The sequence below is a fragment of the Marinobacter salinisoli genome, from assembly GCF_017301335.1.
GTDB classification, from domain to species: domain Bacteria; phylum Pseudomonadota; class Gammaproteobacteria; order Pseudomonadales; family Oleiphilaceae; genus Marinobacter; species Marinobacter salinisoli.
Window position 1 is genome coordinate 297,757 of record NZ_CP071247.1, and the last position, 16,672, is coordinate 314,428.

Annotated in this window: 15 protein-coding genes; 3 read left to right on the plus strand and 12 right to left on the minus strand. The window is 59.9% G+C overall.

Annotation, left to right across the window (positions count from 1 at the left end):
- The first annotated feature begins 69 nt into the window (after positions 1 to 69).
- The gene (locus tag LPB19_RS01360) at positions 70 to 957 is read left to right on the plus strand and encodes a chemotaxis protein (protein ID WP_206644306.1); all 888 of its coding nucleotides are present in this window, start codon (positions 70 to 72) and stop codon (positions 955 to 957) included.
- 54 nt (positions 958 to 1,011) lie between these two features.
- Here the strand turns inward: LPB19_RS01360 and LPB19_RS01365 are convergent, their stop codons facing one another.
- The 12 genes from LPB19_RS01365 to LPB19_RS01420 form a co-directional block, all read right to left on the minus strand.
- Positions 1,012 to 1,875 carry a choline/ethanolamine kinase family protein gene (locus tag LPB19_RS01365; protein WP_206644307.1) on the minus strand — a complete coding sequence of 288 codons (864 nt, stop codon included), beginning with the start codon at positions 1,873 to 1,875 and terminating at the stop codon, positions 1,012 to 1,014.
- 110 nt (positions 1,876 to 1,985) lie between these two features.
- Positions 1,986 to 2,663, minus strand: coding sequence for a hypothetical protein (locus LPB19_RS01370; protein WP_206644308.1), 678 nt, complete (start codon positions 2,661 to 2,663; stop codon positions 1,986 to 1,988).
- Positions 2,664 to 2,678: 15 nt separating this feature from the next.
- Positions 2,679 to 5,600, minus strand: a complete 2,922-nt coding sequence (locus LPB19_RS01375) for a hypothetical protein (RefSeq protein ID WP_206644309.1) — start codon at positions 5,598 to 5,600, stop codon at positions 2,679 to 2,681.
- Between the two features lie 72 nt (positions 5,601 to 5,672).
- Positions 5,673 to 6,614: an AgmX/PglI C-terminal domain-containing protein gene (locus tag LPB19_RS01380; protein WP_206644310.1), complete on the minus strand. Its 942-nt coding sequence runs from the start codon at positions 6,612 to 6,614 to the stop codon at positions 5,673 to 5,675.
- Between the two features lie 12 nt (positions 6,615 to 6,626).
- The gene (locus tag LPB19_RS01385; protein ID WP_206644311.1) at positions 6,627 to 7,130 is read right to left on the minus strand and encodes an ExbD/TolR family protein; all 504 of its coding nucleotides are present in this window, start codon (positions 7,128 to 7,130) and stop codon (positions 6,627 to 6,629) included.
- Entirely contained in the window at positions 7,127 to 7,654 is a 528-nt protein-coding gene (locus LPB19_RS01390) for an ExbD/TolR family protein (RefSeq protein ID WP_206644312.1), read from the minus strand. Before LPB19_RS01390 ends, LPB19_RS01385 begins: the two co-directional genes overlap by 4 nt.
- Positions 7,655 to 7,673: 19 nt before the next feature.
- Entirely contained in the window at positions 7,674 to 8,339 is a 666-nt protein-coding gene (locus LPB19_RS01395; protein WP_206644313.1) for a MotA/TolQ/ExbB proton channel family protein, read from the minus strand.
- A gap of 50 nt (positions 8,340 to 8,389) precedes the next feature.
- Positions 8,390 to 8,683, minus strand: coding sequence for a hypothetical protein (locus LPB19_RS01400; protein ID WP_206644314.1), 294 nt, complete (start codon positions 8,681 to 8,683; stop codon positions 8,390 to 8,392).
- Positions 8,684 to 8,692: 9 nt separating this feature from the next.
- A complete protein-coding gene (locus LPB19_RS01405) occupies positions 8,693 to 9,553 on the minus strand; it encodes a tetratricopeptide repeat protein (protein ID WP_206644315.1) in 861 nt (286 codons plus the stop codon).
- Positions 9,540 to 12,386: a tetratricopeptide repeat protein gene (locus tag LPB19_RS01410; RefSeq protein WP_206644316.1), complete on the minus strand. Its 2,847-nt coding sequence runs from the start codon at positions 12,384 to 12,386 to the stop codon at positions 9,540 to 9,542. The genes LPB19_RS01405 and LPB19_RS01410 overlap by 14 nt, the downstream gene beginning before the upstream one ends.
- Positions 12,376 to 14,145 carry a tetratricopeptide repeat protein gene (locus LPB19_RS01415; protein WP_206644317.1) on the minus strand — a complete coding sequence of 590 codons (1,770 nt, stop codon included), beginning with the start codon at positions 14,143 to 14,145 and terminating at the stop codon, positions 12,376 to 12,378. The genes LPB19_RS01410 and LPB19_RS01415 overlap by 11 nt, the downstream gene beginning before the upstream one ends.
- Before the next feature lie 3 nt (positions 14,146 to 14,148).
- Positions 14,149 to 14,814, minus strand: a complete 666-nt coding sequence (locus LPB19_RS01420; RefSeq protein WP_206644318.1) for a hypothetical protein — start codon at positions 14,812 to 14,814, stop codon at positions 14,149 to 14,151.
- 425 nt (positions 14,815 to 15,239) lie between these two features.
- On the opposite strand from LPB19_RS01420, the gene LPB19_RS01425 reads away from it, so the two are divergent.
- Both LPB19_RS01425 and LPB19_RS01430 read left to right on the plus strand, forming a co-directional pair.
- Positions 15,240 to 15,995 (plus strand): SH3 domain-containing protein, encoded by a 756-nt coding sequence (locus LPB19_RS01425; protein ID WP_206644319.1) that lies wholly within the window; start codon positions 15,240 to 15,242, stop codon positions 15,993 to 15,995.
- Positions 15,965 to 16,666, plus strand: a complete 702-nt coding sequence (locus LPB19_RS01430; RefSeq protein WP_228289168.1) for an outer membrane beta-barrel domain-containing protein — start codon at positions 15,965 to 15,967, stop codon at positions 16,664 to 16,666. Before LPB19_RS01425 ends, LPB19_RS01430 begins: the two co-directional genes overlap by 31 nt.
- The last annotated feature ends 6 nt before the right edge of the window (positions 16,667 to 16,672 follow it).

Sequence of the window (16,672 nt, forward strand, 5' to 3'; positions counted from 1 at the left end):
GGCAGCGAATGATCAACCCGTAAAAGCTCCTGTACCCGTGAGCGTTAGTACCAGAAAGGATCCAGCGGTATGTCCAGCACTATCAAACAGCCCCAGAAACTGCTCTTGTTCCGCCTCTCCGGCACTCGCCTCTTTGGCTTCGGCACGCTCAAAATTCGGGAAATCCTGCCCTTCATGCGTCTGAACCGGCTGCCCCACAGCCACCCATCGGTGATTGGCACCGCCAGTTTCCGGGGTTCCACAGTTCCGGTGATCGACATGGCAGCGGCCGTTGGCCAGCAGCCGCTGAGTCAGGAAGAGCGCCAGCAAGGCTCCATCATCATTGCCGATGTCCAGCGCCAGGAAATCGGTTTCCTGGTCCGCGGCGTGGAACAGATTATCGAGGCAAACTGGAAACAGGTCCTGCCGCCGCCGAAGAGCCTGGGCAAGCGCGCCTTCATCACCGGCCTGCTGGACGTCGACGGAGACATTATCCAGCTGCTGGATGTGGAGCTTCTGCTGGCGACGGTGTACCCGGAGTCGCTGGCACCGGACGTGGTTACGCTGGAAGACGGTGAACAAGCTGCACTGGCGCGCCTGAACATCCTGCTGGTGGACGACTCTCACGTGGCCCGCAAGCAACTCTCCGATGCACTGGACAACCTGGGGGTGAGCTATCAGGTCACGGCCAAGGGCGATGAAGCCATGCACATGCTGGTGCGGGACGATGAACTCGAGTGCCCCGTCGACATCCTGGTGAGCGATATCGAGATGCCCGGGCTGGACGGCTACGAGTTAACGTTCAACGTGCGCAATCACAGCGGCCTGAAGCAGCCCTACATTATCCTGCACACCTCGCTGAACAGCGAAATGAGCCTGAGTTACGCCAATCAGGTCGGCGCCAATGAAGCGCTCACCAAGTTTGATGCGGAAGAATTGCTGCGTGCCATGCTAAGGGGTGCCCACGCGACAGGCTGATCCGTCAGATCCCGCGCCTTGACCAGAGCCGACCCGGCTGCCGTTGGCGTTGCGCTACAGGAGTCGGGTCAAGGCACTGAGCGCGTCGTTGAGAACGGCTTCGTCAGCCACATGCAGGCCCGGGTGCTGGGCTAACCGAATGGCATACCACAGCAGGCTCAGATAGCGATACACCACCCGGCCGTGACAGACCCGCTCGCGATCCAGACCGGTCACCGGCCGCGCCAGATAGCGTTCGAGAAAGCGGTTCTGCTGGCGCTCATCCAACCGGTGTTCCTCGACAATCAGCGCGATATCGAAAAACGGGTCTCCCATGGCCGCGTATTCCCAATCTATCGCACAGAGTGCCTTGCGCTGATTGAGCAACAGATTCCCCGCAACCAGGTCATTGTGACAAAGCCTCAGGCTATCGCAGAGCCGGGCGGCCGCGGCGAGATGATCATCCACGCGGTCCCTCACGCCGACCAACTCGCTATAAAACTCGGCGCTGGAATCGACCGCACGCCAGTAAGTTTCGGCTTTGTGTCGGTAATCCAGGCGCCCCCGGATCTCGGGCAGTGCATGAATATCGGCGGTAAGCCTGGCGAGTAATTCCAGGTGCTCGGGTTGATCCGGCTGACAGGCGTCGCCGTCGATAAACTCGGTGACCAGATAGCGGTGCTGCGGATCGCAGTGGACAAGCGGAGCGCATAGCCCCGCGTGGCTCGCACAGGTCAGCGCCTGCGCTTCTGCCGAACGGTTGATATCCAGGGTGGCGCTGTCGTGGGCATTGAGCCGCAGGACCAGTCTTTCGCCGCCCGCGGCCAGCAAATAACTGCGATTGGTCAAGCCCCCGGGCAGTGATCGGATCACTTGCGGTTCGCGGGTGCTCCAGGTTGGCCAGTCGGCCGGGATAATGTCACGTGAAGGCTGAGGCATGGTGTCGCTTCGGGCCGAAGAGCGGAGGTTGGCCGGCTTGCCGCATGCAGCGGGAGCCCAGAATCCCTCTGAATTCTGCCTGAACGACGCCGTGAAGCACAGTCCCCGGCTTAAAGCCGGAACCAGTTCTGCTTGATGGTTTCGTAATCGTCGTCCGAAATAACGCCTTCCTTCGCCAACCGGCGCATTTCGGCTACCGCCAGGGGAATGCGCCCTTTGCCTTCCGGCAGCTGGCTTTGCCCCCGGTTGATGCCCTTGCACACGGCATCAACAAACGCGATCACCCTCGCCTCTTCATTGGTCATGGCGTCAACGCGGAACAGAACCACGTTGCTGTTCAGCGCCCGAAACTCAAAGTAATGGTTGCGCCAGCGCCAGGCGCCGACCATCAACAGCAGCCCCGTCAGTATCGGGGCCAGCAGCCAAGCGGGCGACGACGGCACCAGGGAATGGATCGCAGCCGGGATGGTCAGCAGACAGATCGCGGCAAACCAGAGCCCGTAGCGGTAGTTCTTTACCTCTCGCGGCTGCGGATCCACAAACGTCAGGTCCAGTACCTGCTGCGGCAGCTCTTTTTTCCGGCGATGGGTGTTGATCGCCAGGTAATGGCCGTTGAAACGCTGGAACAGGGTGCTGGTTTTCTTCCGCAGCAGGGTCTGGCGGAACTTGCCGTCCACCCGCCATTGCTCCCGGGGGGGAATTTCCCAGCCCTGACGCTGCAGGTCAAAGCTGGGGAGGTTCAGGGAGTCCAGATTGATGTTGTCGGTGTGTTCAACTGCAAGGCTCACGAACCAGTACCTTTCTTACGGAGTCGGAAACTCGAACTTATCGGGGTCGTTGTACATGTGCGCACCCGAGTCCAGCCACTCGGCGATCAGGCGCAGTTCGGCGTCGGACAGCATGCCCTTGTGGGACTCGCGAATGGTTGCCGTCTCGGTGGTTTCTACTTCGTAGGCATCGTCGTCCGGATCGTTATCGAACAGGCTGAAGAAGCGGGCACTGGCGATGGCGCCGCGGGCGCTCATCAGGCGACGGGTGAAACACACTCCGGGCTCCGGCAGGATGGTCAGGTCACCGTCGACACCGTCCGGACATTCCGCGGCGAGGTTGGCTTCATCCACCTCAACCCAATCGCCGGACGCGGTTTCCCGCAGGTAGTAATCCGCCTCGAACAGTTCGACATAAGACTCGACAAAACGCGGATCCCAGGAGGCGTTGTTGCGGCCAAGCCGCAACCCGTTGCTGGCGCCACCGCCACCGCCACCGGCGGCACAGCTCTTGGTTTCCGCTGCCCGGTGACAGTTCTGGCAAGAAGTGATCGCATCGTTGTCATTCGGATTGGTCCGGCACACTTCCCAGATCGGCTGGATGTGCTCCAGATAGTTAATGGTGGCCTTGCAGTCCGGCGTCCAGTTGGTCAGGCAGGACGGATCGTTGACCGGTGCCTTCGTTTTCAGCTCGGCATAGGTATTTTCAAAGGCCAGCGATTCATCCGGCGGGTTGCTCCAGTAGTCCTCGTAGCGCTGGGTGTCCGCGCCGGTGGAGACCAGCGTACCCAGGGAGTTCACCAGGGCCTCGGCCATGGTGTCCTTCCAGTTAGCGGCCAGGATTTCCGGGTTGGCGTTCGGGAACGGCGAAGCATCACCCGGTGCACCGGGGTTGGCGGAAGCCAGCTCGACATCGGTCCGGGCATGGGGAATATCCAGTTCCGGATCGTGGCAGCCGTAGCACTTGAGTACCTGGCCGTCTTCCAGCAGCAGCGACTGGGGATGCTGCATCAGGTAGTTGTAGTTGTAATTGTCCTCGGCGATCAGATCGACCCGCTTGCCGTGCTTGTTTACCACTTCAAAGGTGAAACTGGTGTCGGCCGGCACCTTCACCATCGCCGAACCATCCGGCTCCACCATGGCGTAGGACAGCACGTCGTAAAGTGCGCGCTTATTGTCGGTGCCCAGGAGGGGCCAGAGGTAAATGTTCTCGCGCACGCCGTCGTTCGGGTTGTAAGTCTCATCGGCCAGGATGGCCTGCTCCAGATCCGCCGGGATCTCCCGCTTGCCCAGAACCCGGATGAAACGTTCGGAGCGGTCGTCCGGACGGGTCAGTGACGGATCCCGGCGGGTTTCGATACCGCCATCGAACTGCTCGGCCATGTCCGCGCCATCCAGATCGTAAATACTGCGGATACTGAACACTGCGGTGTTTTCTTCCAGGTTGAGGTTGTGCTGATCCCCGGTGTAGGGGCGCGCCAGTTCGTTTTCATCGGCGATGACCACATCGGTGTACAGCGCCTGCTTGTAGCTCTGTACCACCGGCAGACGGGTATTCTGCTGCGGATCCAGCATCCAGATGCCGTACTGGGGAGCGCTCAGGTTATCCACGGTGGACGAGCCTTCACACACGCCGGTAATGGCATCCTGCTTGGTCAGGCACTGGGACCAGCTCGCCAGAAGGCGGCCAGAGCCATCGTCGTAGGGTGCCACCGCGCTGTACCAGCCGGAGGGCGAAACCTGGTTCGGGTAGAAGTTCACCAGCCCGGGCGTCATGGACTCTTCGGCTTCGCCAACCACACCGTCGGCAACCGGCTGCCCCACCGCGAAGAAGTTCTGGCTGTTGATGGTCACCACGTCGCCACCGTAAATCGGGTTGTGGATGTGGCGCATGACTGTCAGCAGGTTACCGTCTTCGGTCGGGATCGGATCCATGTAATGGATAAACGAGGCGTCGCTGAACTCTTCGCTCAGGCTGCCGAAGTAGCGATGCACGTTACCGCCACTGGGGGTAATGCGGTACAGGCTGAGTATGTCTTCGACAAAGACCCGCTCGCCGGCCTCGCCTTCAACAGACAGCACGCACTTGTCCTGTTCATTCCACTCTTTGGGCTCTTCCAGACCCGAGGGGAATTTGCCGCCATTGCCCTGACCAAAGCCATTACCGTTGGTCTGCTGGTTAAAGTCCGGATCGTCGATGTCGGCGGTGGTGCAGTCTTCCAGGGTCTCGTAAATCCGGCCAAAGCGGATGAACACGATCTGGCCGTCGTTCATGGTGCTTGGTTCGATGTCGTGGTACGAACCGAAGGTGATCTGGGTCAGGTCGCTGCCATCGGGTTGGATGGAGTGCAGCAGGGACGCCGGCTCATTGAAATCGTCCAGGTACTCCCGCAGATCCAGCAGACGCCAGTCCCCCCGGGCATGCTGCCGGGAAGAGGAGAAAATAATGGTGCCTTCGTTGGTGTAGGCCGGGTTGGTGTCCTGACCCAGGTTGGCCAGATCGTCGTCCTTGAGGATACGACGCACCTCACCGGTAGCGAAGGTGTATTCGTAGATGTTCCAGCTGCTGTGGGCGCCGTTGCCCGCAGGCCCATGGGCGGCAAAGACCATACGCTGGCCGTCTGGCGACACGTCCAGGTCTTTGACGTCATAACCGCTGCCGCCAAAGTAGCGGGTGAGCACATCGCGCTCTTCGGAGCTGAGCGCGATGCGATCACGGACCATCAGCTGGGCACCCGGCTCGAAAGCATAGGGTGCGCGCGGGTCGAGGGGCGGTCGCTCATTGACTGAAGACGCTTCTCCCATGTCCGGATAGTCCCTCACCACATAGGCGAAAGGCTGATCCGAAAGGATATCCTGGTCATTACTGCTCAGTTCGCCTTCAAAGCAACCGCTCAGGCCTACCGATACCAGTCCGGTCAGCATCAGGCTGCTGACCTTTCGTTGCATTGTCTTCATGATTTTCATCCCCTACTACCCGCACTTCCGGGAACGTAAAGACCAGACGCTGGGCCTGGCCTTTCGGTTCCATTAACCAGGCATAAAGTCAAACTTGTAATTCACCGGCGTCGCCGCGACGTCCTCCGGTCCGAAGGAAATCATCTGGATACGCGCCAGCAATTTCAGCTCCAGCTTCTTGTCGCCCAACTGACTTTCCACCAGCTTGATGCTGGAGATGCTGCCGCTGGGTTCGATCACGATGTGGAACACAAACTTGCCTTTCAGGCTTGGATCGCTGCGCAATGCGCGGTTATAGAGTGCGTAGATCGCACCCTTGTGTTGCTCGAACACACGACGGATGGACTCCATGTCGCGGCCACCGGCCACGGTGGAACTCTTGGAGCCGCCGCCCTTGCCGCCGCCACCAGCTCCGGTGCCGCCGCCAATCGGGCTATCAACCGCTGTTGAACTGTGGGCCGCCAACTCGGTACCGCTGCCGGTATCGTTCATCACCGAGCTGCTCACGCCGCCACTGGTTTTGGTGGCCGAGGTTGCCCCCAGAACCGAACGTGCGGCCTTGGCTGCTGCCCCGGTCTTCACGTTGGTGTTCTGGGCCTGCAATTTGGCCACATCCAGCGAGCTGCGCAGAGACGCCAGTTCATTGGAGAACGCCGCGACGCCCATCTTGGACACCTTCTCCCGGGCCTTTTGCACTTCTTTGGCCGGGGCGGGTTTTGGCGCCGCCTCTTTCTTCGTGGCTTCGGGCTTGACCTCCTCCTGCTTTACCGGCTCGGGCGGCGGCGGTGGCGGAGCCACCTTGCGCTGCTCGATCAGGACCTTGGCCAGGCTCGGCGGCACACGCTCTTTGTCCTCCCGCTCGATCTCCGGCAGAGGCAACCAGGGAAACACGACCAGAAGCAGGAGAAGCAGCAGCAAAGCGCGCTTGAGTATGCGTTTGAAGCGGCTGTCTTCTTCACCGGTTGCGTCCCAGGGGAGCTCGAAGTCGTAGGGTTGTGCTGTTATTGCTGTCATTCTTTCCCTCCGTCAGGCGCCGCTGGAACCGGCAATCCGGGACACAGCCATGGAGAGATCCCGGTAATCCGCCTTGGCACAGGTCAGCATTACGCGCTTCAGGAGCTCGTACGGGATTTCCTGGTCGCCCAGAATCGTCACCGCCCGGCCGAGCGATTTCTCACGCTCGGTCAGCTCGGTGCGCTTGGACGCCTGAAAACGCAACTCTTCCATCAGGCCATCGATCAGACCGTTGGAGGCAATCACCTCTTCGATGGTCGCCACCGGTCGGCCGTCGACCAGGATGTCTTCCTCGGTAATGGTGACCACGGTGGTCTCCTTCGGACGCTCTTCCGCCGTGGAGTCCGGCAGCACAACGTCGTTGACCTTGAGGATCTCGTTACTGCCGGAATTCAGCAGCAGGAAGAACACCAGGATGGTGAAGATGTCCATCAGGGACACCAGGTTCAGCTTGGCCGGCTTGGGAAACAGATCACGGTTGCCCCGCAAACCAAAGGACGTCAGTCGATCGTTCATGACTTACCTCCTTTCTTTGGGGCGTCGCCCAGCGAGATGTCCGGGAACAGCTCAACCTCAACGGCCTCAGCCACAACCACGGTCTTGGCCGAACGAACGGTATCCATGGTGGACACCAGGGACTGGTAGGTCACACCCGCTTCGGACAACAGCAACACGTCCTTCTTGTCGATCTTCTTGGCCGCCAGGCGGCGCTTGATTTCCTGCAGGACGTCAGACAGCTGAGCAAAGTCGTGGTGGGCAGCCTTGTCGTCGGTGGCCTCTTTCTTGGCGATGGTTTTCACCAGGTTGCCACTGGGGTAATACACCTCAATGCCCGATTCGCGCACCACCACTTCCAGCTGCCGGTTTTTTTCCGCGCTGGCGGTCTGGGCGCCGGTCAGATCCGGCAGGTTGAGCTCAAGAATGGAGATATGGTTGAACACCATACTCATCAGCAGTACCGGCACCAGCACGATCATGAGATTCATGAACGCCGTGATGTCGATATCCGCCTCTTCCATTTCTCTTCGTTTGGAAAACATAACGAATTACCTGCTGCGATCAGGCGTCGCTTTCACGGGTGTTAACGAGATTCCGGTTGTTACGGACGATCGTGTTCAGGGCCTTCACACCGGCCATTTCAATACTTTCAACGATTTCCAGAGTCTTGTTCTGCAGCAGGGAGTGGATCAGCAGCAGCGGGATCGCGGCGATCAGACCGAATGCCGTGGTGTTCATCGCCACCGAGATGGACTGGGACAGCAGGGTGGCCTTGTCCGCCGGATCCGCGTTGGCAACGGCGGTAAAGGCGGCGATCAGACCGATGATGGTACCCAGCAGACCCAGCAGGGTGGACACGTTGGCCAGGATCGACAGGTAGTTGGTGCGCTTGGACAGGCGCGGGATGTTTTCCATCACGCCTTCCTGCATGGCGGCGTGGATGTCGTCACGACGCGGAGAAGAACGCATGGTGTCGATCGCGACGGCGATCAGGCGGCCAATGGCGGAGCTGTTGTCCTGGGCCACTTTTTCGGCCTCGTCAAACTTGTGCTCCTTCATCAGGGGCAGCAGTTCACCGTACGCGCTCTTGTTGGCCATGTAGGCACGTTTGAGGAAGAACCAGCGCTCAACAGCAATGGCCAGACCGATCATCAGCACCAGCGCGATCGGGAACATGAACGCGCCACCTTCCTGGAAGAAAGAAACAATGCTTGTGTACAAATTCATCTTGCTACTCCACACGTCGCTAAAACGAGTTATTCAGTTTGTTTATTGAGTTACTTGGTCGAGCCTTCGGGCGCTTCCAGAGAAAGTTCGTCGTAGAACCTCATGGTTCTCGAGTGAATGTCCCGGTCCACTACTTCAAACACCCGGCCTGACACCGAGGTGATTGATCGATAGAGCCGCTCGGGTCCTTCCGGTGGCTTCCATGGAATGAAATAACTGACCGACGGCTGTTCTTTGTCACCGACAAAGGTGCTCTCCAGGTCAATTCCGTCCTGGCCCCAGGCGCCAGGCGCCGCGGCCAGTGCGGCAGTGAAAGCGAGGAAACGAAAACGGTCAATTGCCATGTTGATCTCCTACCCTTTCTCTTCCACAGGTTCTTCATTCGATACCGCATCGGCTGCCACCGGCTCCGCAGCGGCATCGTCCGCGGCTGGCTCCGGCTTGGCAGGCGGGTTATCGATAAAGCTGGTTTCAATGCCCGTGCGCCGGCGAATTTCGATCAGCCAGTCAGCCACCTGGGGATGGTCACCCTGCACCAGGAACTGATAAGCCTCGAAATGTGGCTGCGCATTGACCGGCTGGTTCATGTACAGGTCGTACAGAATCGCCAGGTTCAGGTGCGCTTCCGGATAATCCTTCCACAGCTCAAGCGCAGCCACGTAGGTATCCCGAGAGGCCTCGAAATCCCCGTTGCGCCGCTGCAGGAGCGCCAGCGCCAGGTACGCGTTGACGTTGTCCGGATTTACCTCGATCGCCTTACGATAGGACTTCTCGGCACGTTCCAGACGCTCGCCGATCTCTGCCAGCTCACCGAGTTTCACCCAGGGTCCGGACAGTTCCGGATAGTCCCGGGTAATCGCCTCGAACGCCTTGCGTGCCATGCGGTTCTTTTCTTCGGCCATCAACTTGCTGGCCGCTTGAAAACGGGCCACCACCTCCGGGGCTACCGGAGCAGACGCCTGGGTATAGGGGTTTGGTTCCGCCGCGTAGTCAATTTTGTTGCCGGCGGCGTCATACCCCTGCTGGGGCAGATAACGATGGCTGTCGGCCTCGCCCTGGACGTCAGGAACGACAACCGGGGCAGATTCCACAACCTGCTTTTCTGCTGTTTCCGGCGCCGGCTCAGGGCCGGTCATGGTGCCCAGTCCGGCACAACCGGACAGCAGAACCGCCGACATGAGTGCGCCTGCGCGCACCGACTTAACGAATGCCATCGCCATAAGCCACCTGTGCTTCGTGCTTGTCAAACCGAGCCGGGTTCAGCTTGGCCATGGCGCCAAAGCTCCGCTCGATCCAGGGATTGAAATCTCCGGCCCAGGAGCGATCGATATTGGCCTGATGCACTTCGATCGCCAGATCCTCGAACGGGATCGCCTGCTCTTCCAGAATCAGCTCGTACTGCATGGCCTCAAGCTCGCTCAGCCCCTTGGGCCGCGGGGCGTCCATCAGTTCCCGGGCAAACTGGCCGTACAGATCGGCAATATTGAAGGTGGCCCGACTGGTCTGACCCTGCACCGAGTACTCGGCCGCCTTGTTGTACCGGTCCAAAGCGTTCTTCAACTTCTCGTTCTTGCGCGGAATGCTCTTCTGCAGCGGGTGACGCAGGCGGACCCGGTCAAACTCGGTGCGCCAGTAGTCGCCGTATTCGTTGTTGGCCCAGGCCGCCAGCCAGGCCGAGCGGCCGGTCTGCCAGTCTTCCGGGGCCTTGTTGTGGCCATCAATAACCCGGCGCAACCAGTACAGGTGGCGGTTCAGGTCACCCAGGCGCTTGTACAGGTAGGCGGTGTGATAACGCGCTTCCATCCGGGTGTCGAAGGGTTCTTCGTAGTCGAACGCCCACTTCTTGAAGTAGGTCAGTGCCTGCTCGTCGTCGCCCGACTTCTCGTACAGCTCGGCGGACAGGAACAGGGCATCCCGGCGTACGTCAGGGCGCTTGTCGTTGCGGTAGATCCACTCATACTCGCGGGCAGCGTTCAGCCACTGCTCGTCCTGCTCGTAGGCCCAGGCAATCTTGTTGGGCAGATCGGCCGCCAGCTTGTGGGTCGGAAACAGCTTGCGCAGTTCCTTCATTTCGGCCAGCGCCGGGTCCCAGTTTTCCAGGGTCAGCAGGTGGGTGGCGGCATCGAACTGGGCGATCACACGGACCTCGGTGTTCGGGGCCACGGCCTTGATGCGCAGGAACTGGTCCACGGCGCCGGCCAGGTCGCCCGCCGCCTTTTTCTGCTCACCCTGCTTGTAGATGGTGACCGCCATCCGCTCGGTGACTTCCGCGTACTGCTTGTCGGTGGCATCGATGTAACGCAGCTGGTTGCGGTAGCCCTCTTCCGCTTCGGCCAGCCGGCCCAGTTCGTACTGGCTGTGGGCAATCACGCCCCAGGCGGTGCGGTTGAGCTCACGGTCAACGTCACCGGCGCGGCTGACAATGCTGGTGGCCACTTCCAGCGCTTTTTCATACCGGCCGAGGGCAAACAGCTCTTCCGAGGTCTTCGCCAGCACCGAGCCAGAACGCTCGTCGTCGCGGTAGGTCTGAACAAACTGCAGCTGGCTGTCCACACCCTTGCTGCGCCAAGCGCGAAGCTGCTCGGAGCTCTCGCCTACGGTAGCCTTCAGGCGATCCGCTTCTTTCTGGTACGCGATGATTGCGGCGTAACCCGCATCGGGGCCGTACTTCGGATGCTTGAACTCGTAGGCGCTACGCTCGTAGTGCCGGATGGCGGTCGGGAAGTCCTCACCGTCAAACGCGGCTTCGGCGCGCATGTAGACCATTTCCGGGATGCGCGGATCGTTCGGGAAGGTCTGCTCGTACTCGCCGTAGAATTCCGACGCCTTCAGGAAACTGGTGCGCTGTTCCGCCGTGGTGGCGGCCTGCTTGCCGGCGGCCACGGTGCCATCGGCCAGCTCACGCTTCAGCCGCTGACCGGTGGCGTGGTAGTGCCGTGCCAGCTCGTCGATGTAGACCCTCAGGTTGGGAATCACCTTGGCCTTGGTTTCGGCAGACTTGGTGTTCCAGAACTCCGAGCGGATGCCGTAGTTGCGAACGTAGTTTTCTTTCTCCGGCAGCACCTGCTGGTTGAATTCACCGTCGACGTAGGCACGGATCATGTCGGCATGCATTTCGGGGGCGCGCTCGGAATCCGGGTTCTGCATGACGAAGGCACGGAACGAAGACGCAGAGTCTTCATAGCGCTCTTTTTCCAGGTAGTGCTTACCCAGGCTGGAATACAGGATCCAGGTGTACTTGGCGGCTGTGGGGCGGTTGGCGAACATGCTGTCGATTTTCGCCGCACCGCCGGCGTAGGCCAGACCAACGCTCATGATGCGCAAGGTGTCATCCACCAGCGAACGGTTCACGTTATCCAGCTTCTCCACTTTGCCGTCTTCCGGCACCAGCCGGTCCAGCACTTTGGAGAAGTTCATCAGGCTGTTGTCGTAATCCGACAGCTTGTACTGCGCCCAGCCGAGCAGGTAATAGGAGTTGTTCAGGAAGGTCGACTCCTGGCCCAGCGCCACCACCGCCTTGTAGGCTTTCTCGGCCTGTTCGTACTCCTCATGGCGGAAGTGGATATCCCCCTTACGGAAGTACACCTCAGCCAGCCGTCCGGAGTGCGGGTGATCCTCGATGAACTGCTCCAGTACCGTTTTCGCTTCCTGGTCCCGGCCATCGAGGTCGTAGGCCTTGGCCAGCTGATACATGGCTTCGGCGTTCTGCTTGGAATCCGGGTAGCGCTTGAGCAGATCGTTGTACGCGGCAATGGCGTCGGGGAAGTAACCGCTGTCGCCCGGCAACACGCCCAGCAACTGGTTGTAGTCGCCTTCGAGCATGTACACGCTGGCAATACGACGCTCGATCAGCTCGCGAAGCTTCTGGTCCTCAATGGTCTTCAGAAGATCGCGGTATTCCTCGCGCACGTCTTCGTGCATCACCCGCGGCAGCGGAATATCCGCCAGGGGCTCGTAATCCTTCTGCAACTTGCCGATGGTGGTGCTGTCGTTAAAACTGGCACAGCCACCGACTAAGAGACTCAGAAGAAGGACCTTAGATCGCATGGTCGTCACCCTCTTCCGGCTGTGCGGAAACCGCAGGGTCGGCGTCAACCTCGTCGGTTTCCGCCGGGCCATCCAGGTATTGCAGGGAGCGATCCAGAATCCGGACCTTGGCCAGCTGCGCTTCCACCTGATACTGCTTCAGTCGCTCTTCGTGAATATCGAGCTCGGTTCCGACCAGGTTCAGCATCACGTCTTCCAGGTGGGCAATCAGGCCATCGGTCTGAGTCATCTGCTCATCCACCTGCGACATCATCCGGCTCACCGCCAGGCTGAACTGGTCGCCCTCGGATACCGAGTGGGCGCTGCGCAGTGCGTCCAGCATCTGCTCGCCACGGGCAATGTCAAACGCCAGCTCTTCCATCTGCCACTGCAGCTTCTCACGGGCGGTCTCGGGCTGCCCCGTAACACGGCTGGCCAGGTTCTGATAGCTCTGGCGCGCCTCTTCCAGATAACGGGCAAGACGGTTCATGCCCTGACGATGGCTTTCGCCATCCAGGCTGCCGGCGCGGGCTGACAGAATCACCTCGAAGTCGTCACGCCGATCCTGCCAACGCTCCAGGTTGTTGCGGATGGCGTACAGATCGCGAAGGTCCTTGAGCACGGACTGGAACGCGTGATCGGACATCAGGTCCACCAGGAACGGCGACAGGTGGTTAACGGAGACCGATGGCGCGGCGCCAAACCAGTCGCTTTCACCCAGCACCTGATCCAGATTGCGAACGAACAGCTCAAGCACGTCCGCGCCCTTCAGGGAGGTCCGCGCTTTCTGCAGCCATTCGAGGGCATCACGGAATTTCTGGTCGGCGTCGATAAAGCCCTGGGCCGCGCGCCCGTTCAGTCCCATCTGTTCGTACACGTGGGGCTGCAGCAAAATGGCTTCCTGAACTTCCGGCAGGGCGATGGAGCGGTCAGTCAGCGCGTCCAGCGGACCGAGGGCGTTGCGGAACTCACCATCGTTGATGGCCATCCAGCTGGCACCCAGCAGGCCGCGATTGGAGTATGCGCCGCTGGTACTGATGCGGGACAACTGCATGCCCGCGTTGACGTGATCGTCGCGGCCGGCGTACAGGTAAGACAGCGCCATGCGCGCCCGATCCGACAGACGCCGCAGCTCTTCACTGCCGTCATTCAGTTCAATGACCTTTTCCAGCGCACCTATTGCCCGGCCGGATTCCTGCTGGCCACCGTAGGCAATCGCCAGATTGAAGTAAAAATAGGGTGCAAAGGGGCTGTCGTCATCAATGGTATCGGCCACCGACTCGCCCGCCGAGAAGTAACCCAGCTTCACGTTGACCAGTGCCGCCAGATACCGGTATTCATCATCCACCGCCGCCGGCATATCGCCCTGGATACGGCCAAGGTTGCGGGCCGCATCGCTCACGTCGCCACGGAGATACTGCATCTTGCCCAGGTAAAACCAGGCCCGGTTGCTGGTTTCTTCGTTCAGGTTTTCGCGGGCAACGCGGTTGAAGATGTCTTCGGCCTGAGCGTCCAGACCGTAGGACAGGCTGATCCCGCCCTTCAACAGCTCCGGATAGGTACCGTGATTGACGATACCACCATGGTCCTCAGCCCAGGCGTACTCCACCAGCGCCTCGAAGTAATTCTGCTGGTAGAACTCAAACAGGATGGCGCCGTATTTCAGATCCTGAACACTGGTGACCGGCGCGGCAACACTGGCCGGCAGGCACATCGCACCGATAGCGATCCCGGCAACGGCTTGCCTCAGTGACTGTTGGGCGGCGCGCACAAGCTTCATGACTTACCACTCCCGGATGGCGAATTCAGGCTGCTGACGGGCCTCGGAGTCGGCAATGCTCAACTCCACGTACTTCGGCCCCTGCCCCTTGGTGAACCGCAGACTGCTGCCGCGCTTGTATTCGCGACCGTTCGGCCCCTGGCCGATAAAAAACGCGGACAGCGTGTGCTCGCCGGCACTGACATTACCCAGATGCAGGCGATGCATGCCGCCTTTGGCCAGCGCGGCGCGTTCCTCTTCGCTGTACAGGTAGGACACGACGGTCTCGTTATTCAGCCGCAGCTCCACACCCTCAAGGCGGAAGAACTCACCCACATCCAGCGACAGGAAGACATGAAACCGGGTATTGGCCGGGAACAGCAGGTCTTCTTCGAGCACCCGGAGGTCTTTGTTCAGGGTCACCACGGACTGCTTCAGGTTCTGGATTTCGCGCGACAGCTCGTTCACCGCGCGCTGGGCACGCTCGCGACTCTCGCGAACCGACATGGGAGTCTCCAGAATCTGTTCCAGCGGCGCCGCCGGCTTTGCCGAATCCTCGCCGTTTCCGGCCGCGGCCTCCGTGGCAGCCGCCACCCCGCTCCACAGCACGCTCAGGGCCAGCATCAGGGATGCCACCACTTTGCCCGCCTTGAATGTTTCCAGCCTGTTTGCAGACCTCAGTTCTTGCACAGTCACCATCCTGCTCCCGTGGCAGCCCGCATCCGAGCGGCGCCCACCAATAACAATGAACAATCCAGGGATTAACGCTTGAAGTTGCCGACCCAGCTCGGGGGCTCTTGAGGCCCGTTTCATGGGTTGAGCGGTCGGTTTTCAGGAAATAGTTTCATTCGTCAAATTCTGTTAAATACGCTAGCACACGTTTTTGACATTAGAGAGGCATTTTTTGCGTCAATTTATTATTCTGTGATTGCCTTCCCGAAACGCATCTCCTTCTGTTGCCCAACGGAAGCCCGCTCGTCACAGTTCCGTACCAGATCTCGCTTTTGTGAGAAAAAACAGAAGTTTACAATTGTTAACATTTGATTACCTTCATCCCTGAAGCCAGCTTCAAACTTATGACCGCAATCACAGACACACCTAAAAAGCTGACGCCTATGCGCAGATTATCCCGACGTATTCTTGTCGGACTGATGCTGGCGGCGCCGCTTTCACCGACCGCTGCACAAACTGCGTTCGAAAACGACGCCGCCGTGCTGCAGGTGGTGGACCCGTTTATCGAACTGCACACGGCGCCCGGCCGCGGCTACCCCGTGTTTCACGTTATCGAGAAGGGCGAACAGGTAGAGCTGATCAAGCGCAAGACCAACTGGTACAAGGTCCGCTCTTCCGACGGCCAGGAAGGCTGGACCAAGGCCACCCAGCTGGGCCGGACACTGCAACCCACAGGGCTGCCGGCGGACCTGCCTGAAGTCAGTCATGGTGAATACCTGGAATCCAGCTGGCGGGTGGGCTTTACTGCCGGGCTGTTCGAGGAATCAACCAGCTTCAGCCTGACGGTGGGTTACCGGCCACTGACCTGGATCGGTGCGGAAGTGGAAGCCGGCAAGATCTACAACCGCTCGGTGACCAGCGATTACTACAGCGCCAACCTGATTTTCGAACCCATGCACCAGTGGGACGTCACCCCCTACCTGCTCACCGGCATCTCGAGATTTTCCTTTGATGCGCGGCAGAAGGTATTGCTCAGTGATCTGGGCGATGCCGACGGGGTCAACGTTGGCGGCGGCCTCAGCTACTACGTTGGCCGCAATTTCCTTATTCGTGCCGAATACCGGGTGTATTCGGTTTCTTCAAATTCAGAAAGCACAGGTTTAAGTGAATGGAAAATCGGTCTGAACACGTTTTTCTAAGTGCCAGTCTGACGGCCCGATCCGCGACCTCCGCCCTGCTCCTGGCGGGCGCGCTGACCCTGCCTCAACTGGCCAACGCCCAGGACAGCGACGACAGCACGAAACCAGCACCGGTTCAGGTTATCGCACCGGAAGTGGAGCCGCGGAGCATTCGGGAAGCGGATATTGACGCCGAGTTTTTCGAAATCGGTGCCTTTGCCGGCATGATGACCATCGACAACTTCAGCTCGGAACCGCTGGTGGGCGTGAGCGCCGCGTTCCACGCCACGGAAGACTTCTTCCTGCAGTTCAACTACGGCGTTACCGAAGCGGGGCTGACCTCGTTCGAGGAACTGAGCGGCGCCAACGTGCGCCTGCTGACGGATTCGGACCGCAAGTACAGCTACTACGACTTCCTGGTGGGCTACAACATCTTCCCGGGCGAGGTGTTCTTCAGCGATACGCTGACCTTCAACTCAGCGTTCTATCTGGTGGGCGGGGTTGGCAACACCGACTTCGGTGGCGAGAGCAATTTCACCACCACCCTCGGTACCGGGTTCCGGGTGGTTCTGCTCGACTGGCTGACCGTGCACGTGGACTTCCGGGATCACATGTTCAAGAGCGACCTGATTCGCGAGTCGCAACTGACACACAACATCGAACTGTCCTCCGGCTTCACCCTGTTCTTCTAACAGGGT

Excerpts from the sequence above, each read along its gene's own strand:
- LPB19_RS01360 (WP_206644306.1), top strand. The coding sequence starts at position 70 with ATGTCCAGCACTATCAAACAGCCCCAGAAACTGCTCTTGTTCCGCCTC.
- LPB19_RS01365 (WP_206644307.1), bottom strand. The coding sequence starts at position 1,875 with ATGCCTCAGCCTTCACGTGACATTATCCCGGCCGACTGGCCAACCTGG.
- LPB19_RS01375 (WP_206644309.1), bottom strand. The coding sequence starts at position 5,600 with ATGAAGACAATGCAACGAAAGGTCAGCAGCCTGATGCTGACCGGACTG.
- LPB19_RS01380 (WP_206644310.1), bottom strand. The coding sequence starts at position 6,614 with ATGACAGCAATAACAGCACAACCCTACGACTTCGAGCTCCCCTGGGAC.
- LPB19_RS01385 (WP_206644311.1), bottom strand. The coding sequence starts at position 7,130 with ATGAACGATCGACTGACGTCCTTTGGTTTGCGGGGCAACCGTGATCTG.
- LPB19_RS01390 (WP_206644312.1), bottom strand. The coding sequence starts at position 7,654 with ATGTTTTCCAAACGAAGAGAAATGGAAGAGGCGGATATCGACATCACG.
- LPB19_RS01395 (WP_206644313.1), bottom strand. The coding sequence starts at position 8,339 with ATGAATTTGTACACAAGCATTGTTTCTTTCTTCCAGGAAGGTGGCGCG.
- LPB19_RS01400 (WP_206644314.1), bottom strand. The coding sequence starts at position 8,683 with ATGGCAATTGACCGTTTTCGTTTCCTCGCTTTCACTGCCGCACTGGCC.
- LPB19_RS01405 (WP_206644315.1), bottom strand. The coding sequence starts at position 9,553 with ATGGCATTCGTTAAGTCGGTGCGCGCAGGCGCACTCATGTCGGCGGTT.
- LPB19_RS01410 (WP_206644316.1), bottom strand. The coding sequence starts at position 12,386 with ATGCGATCTAAGGTCCTTCTTCTGAGTCTCTTAGTCGGTGGCTGTGCC.
- LPB19_RS01415 (WP_206644317.1), bottom strand. The coding sequence starts at position 14,145 with ATGAAGCTTGTGCGCGCCGCCCAACAGTCACTGAGGCAAGCCGTTGCC.
- LPB19_RS01425 (WP_206644319.1), top strand. The coding sequence starts at position 15,240 with ATGCGCAGATTATCCCGACGTATTCTTGTCGGACTGATGCTGGCGGCG.
- LPB19_RS01430 (WP_228289168.1), top strand. The coding sequence starts at position 15,965 with ATGGAAAATCGGTCTGAACACGTTTTTCTAAGTGCCAGTCTGACGGCC.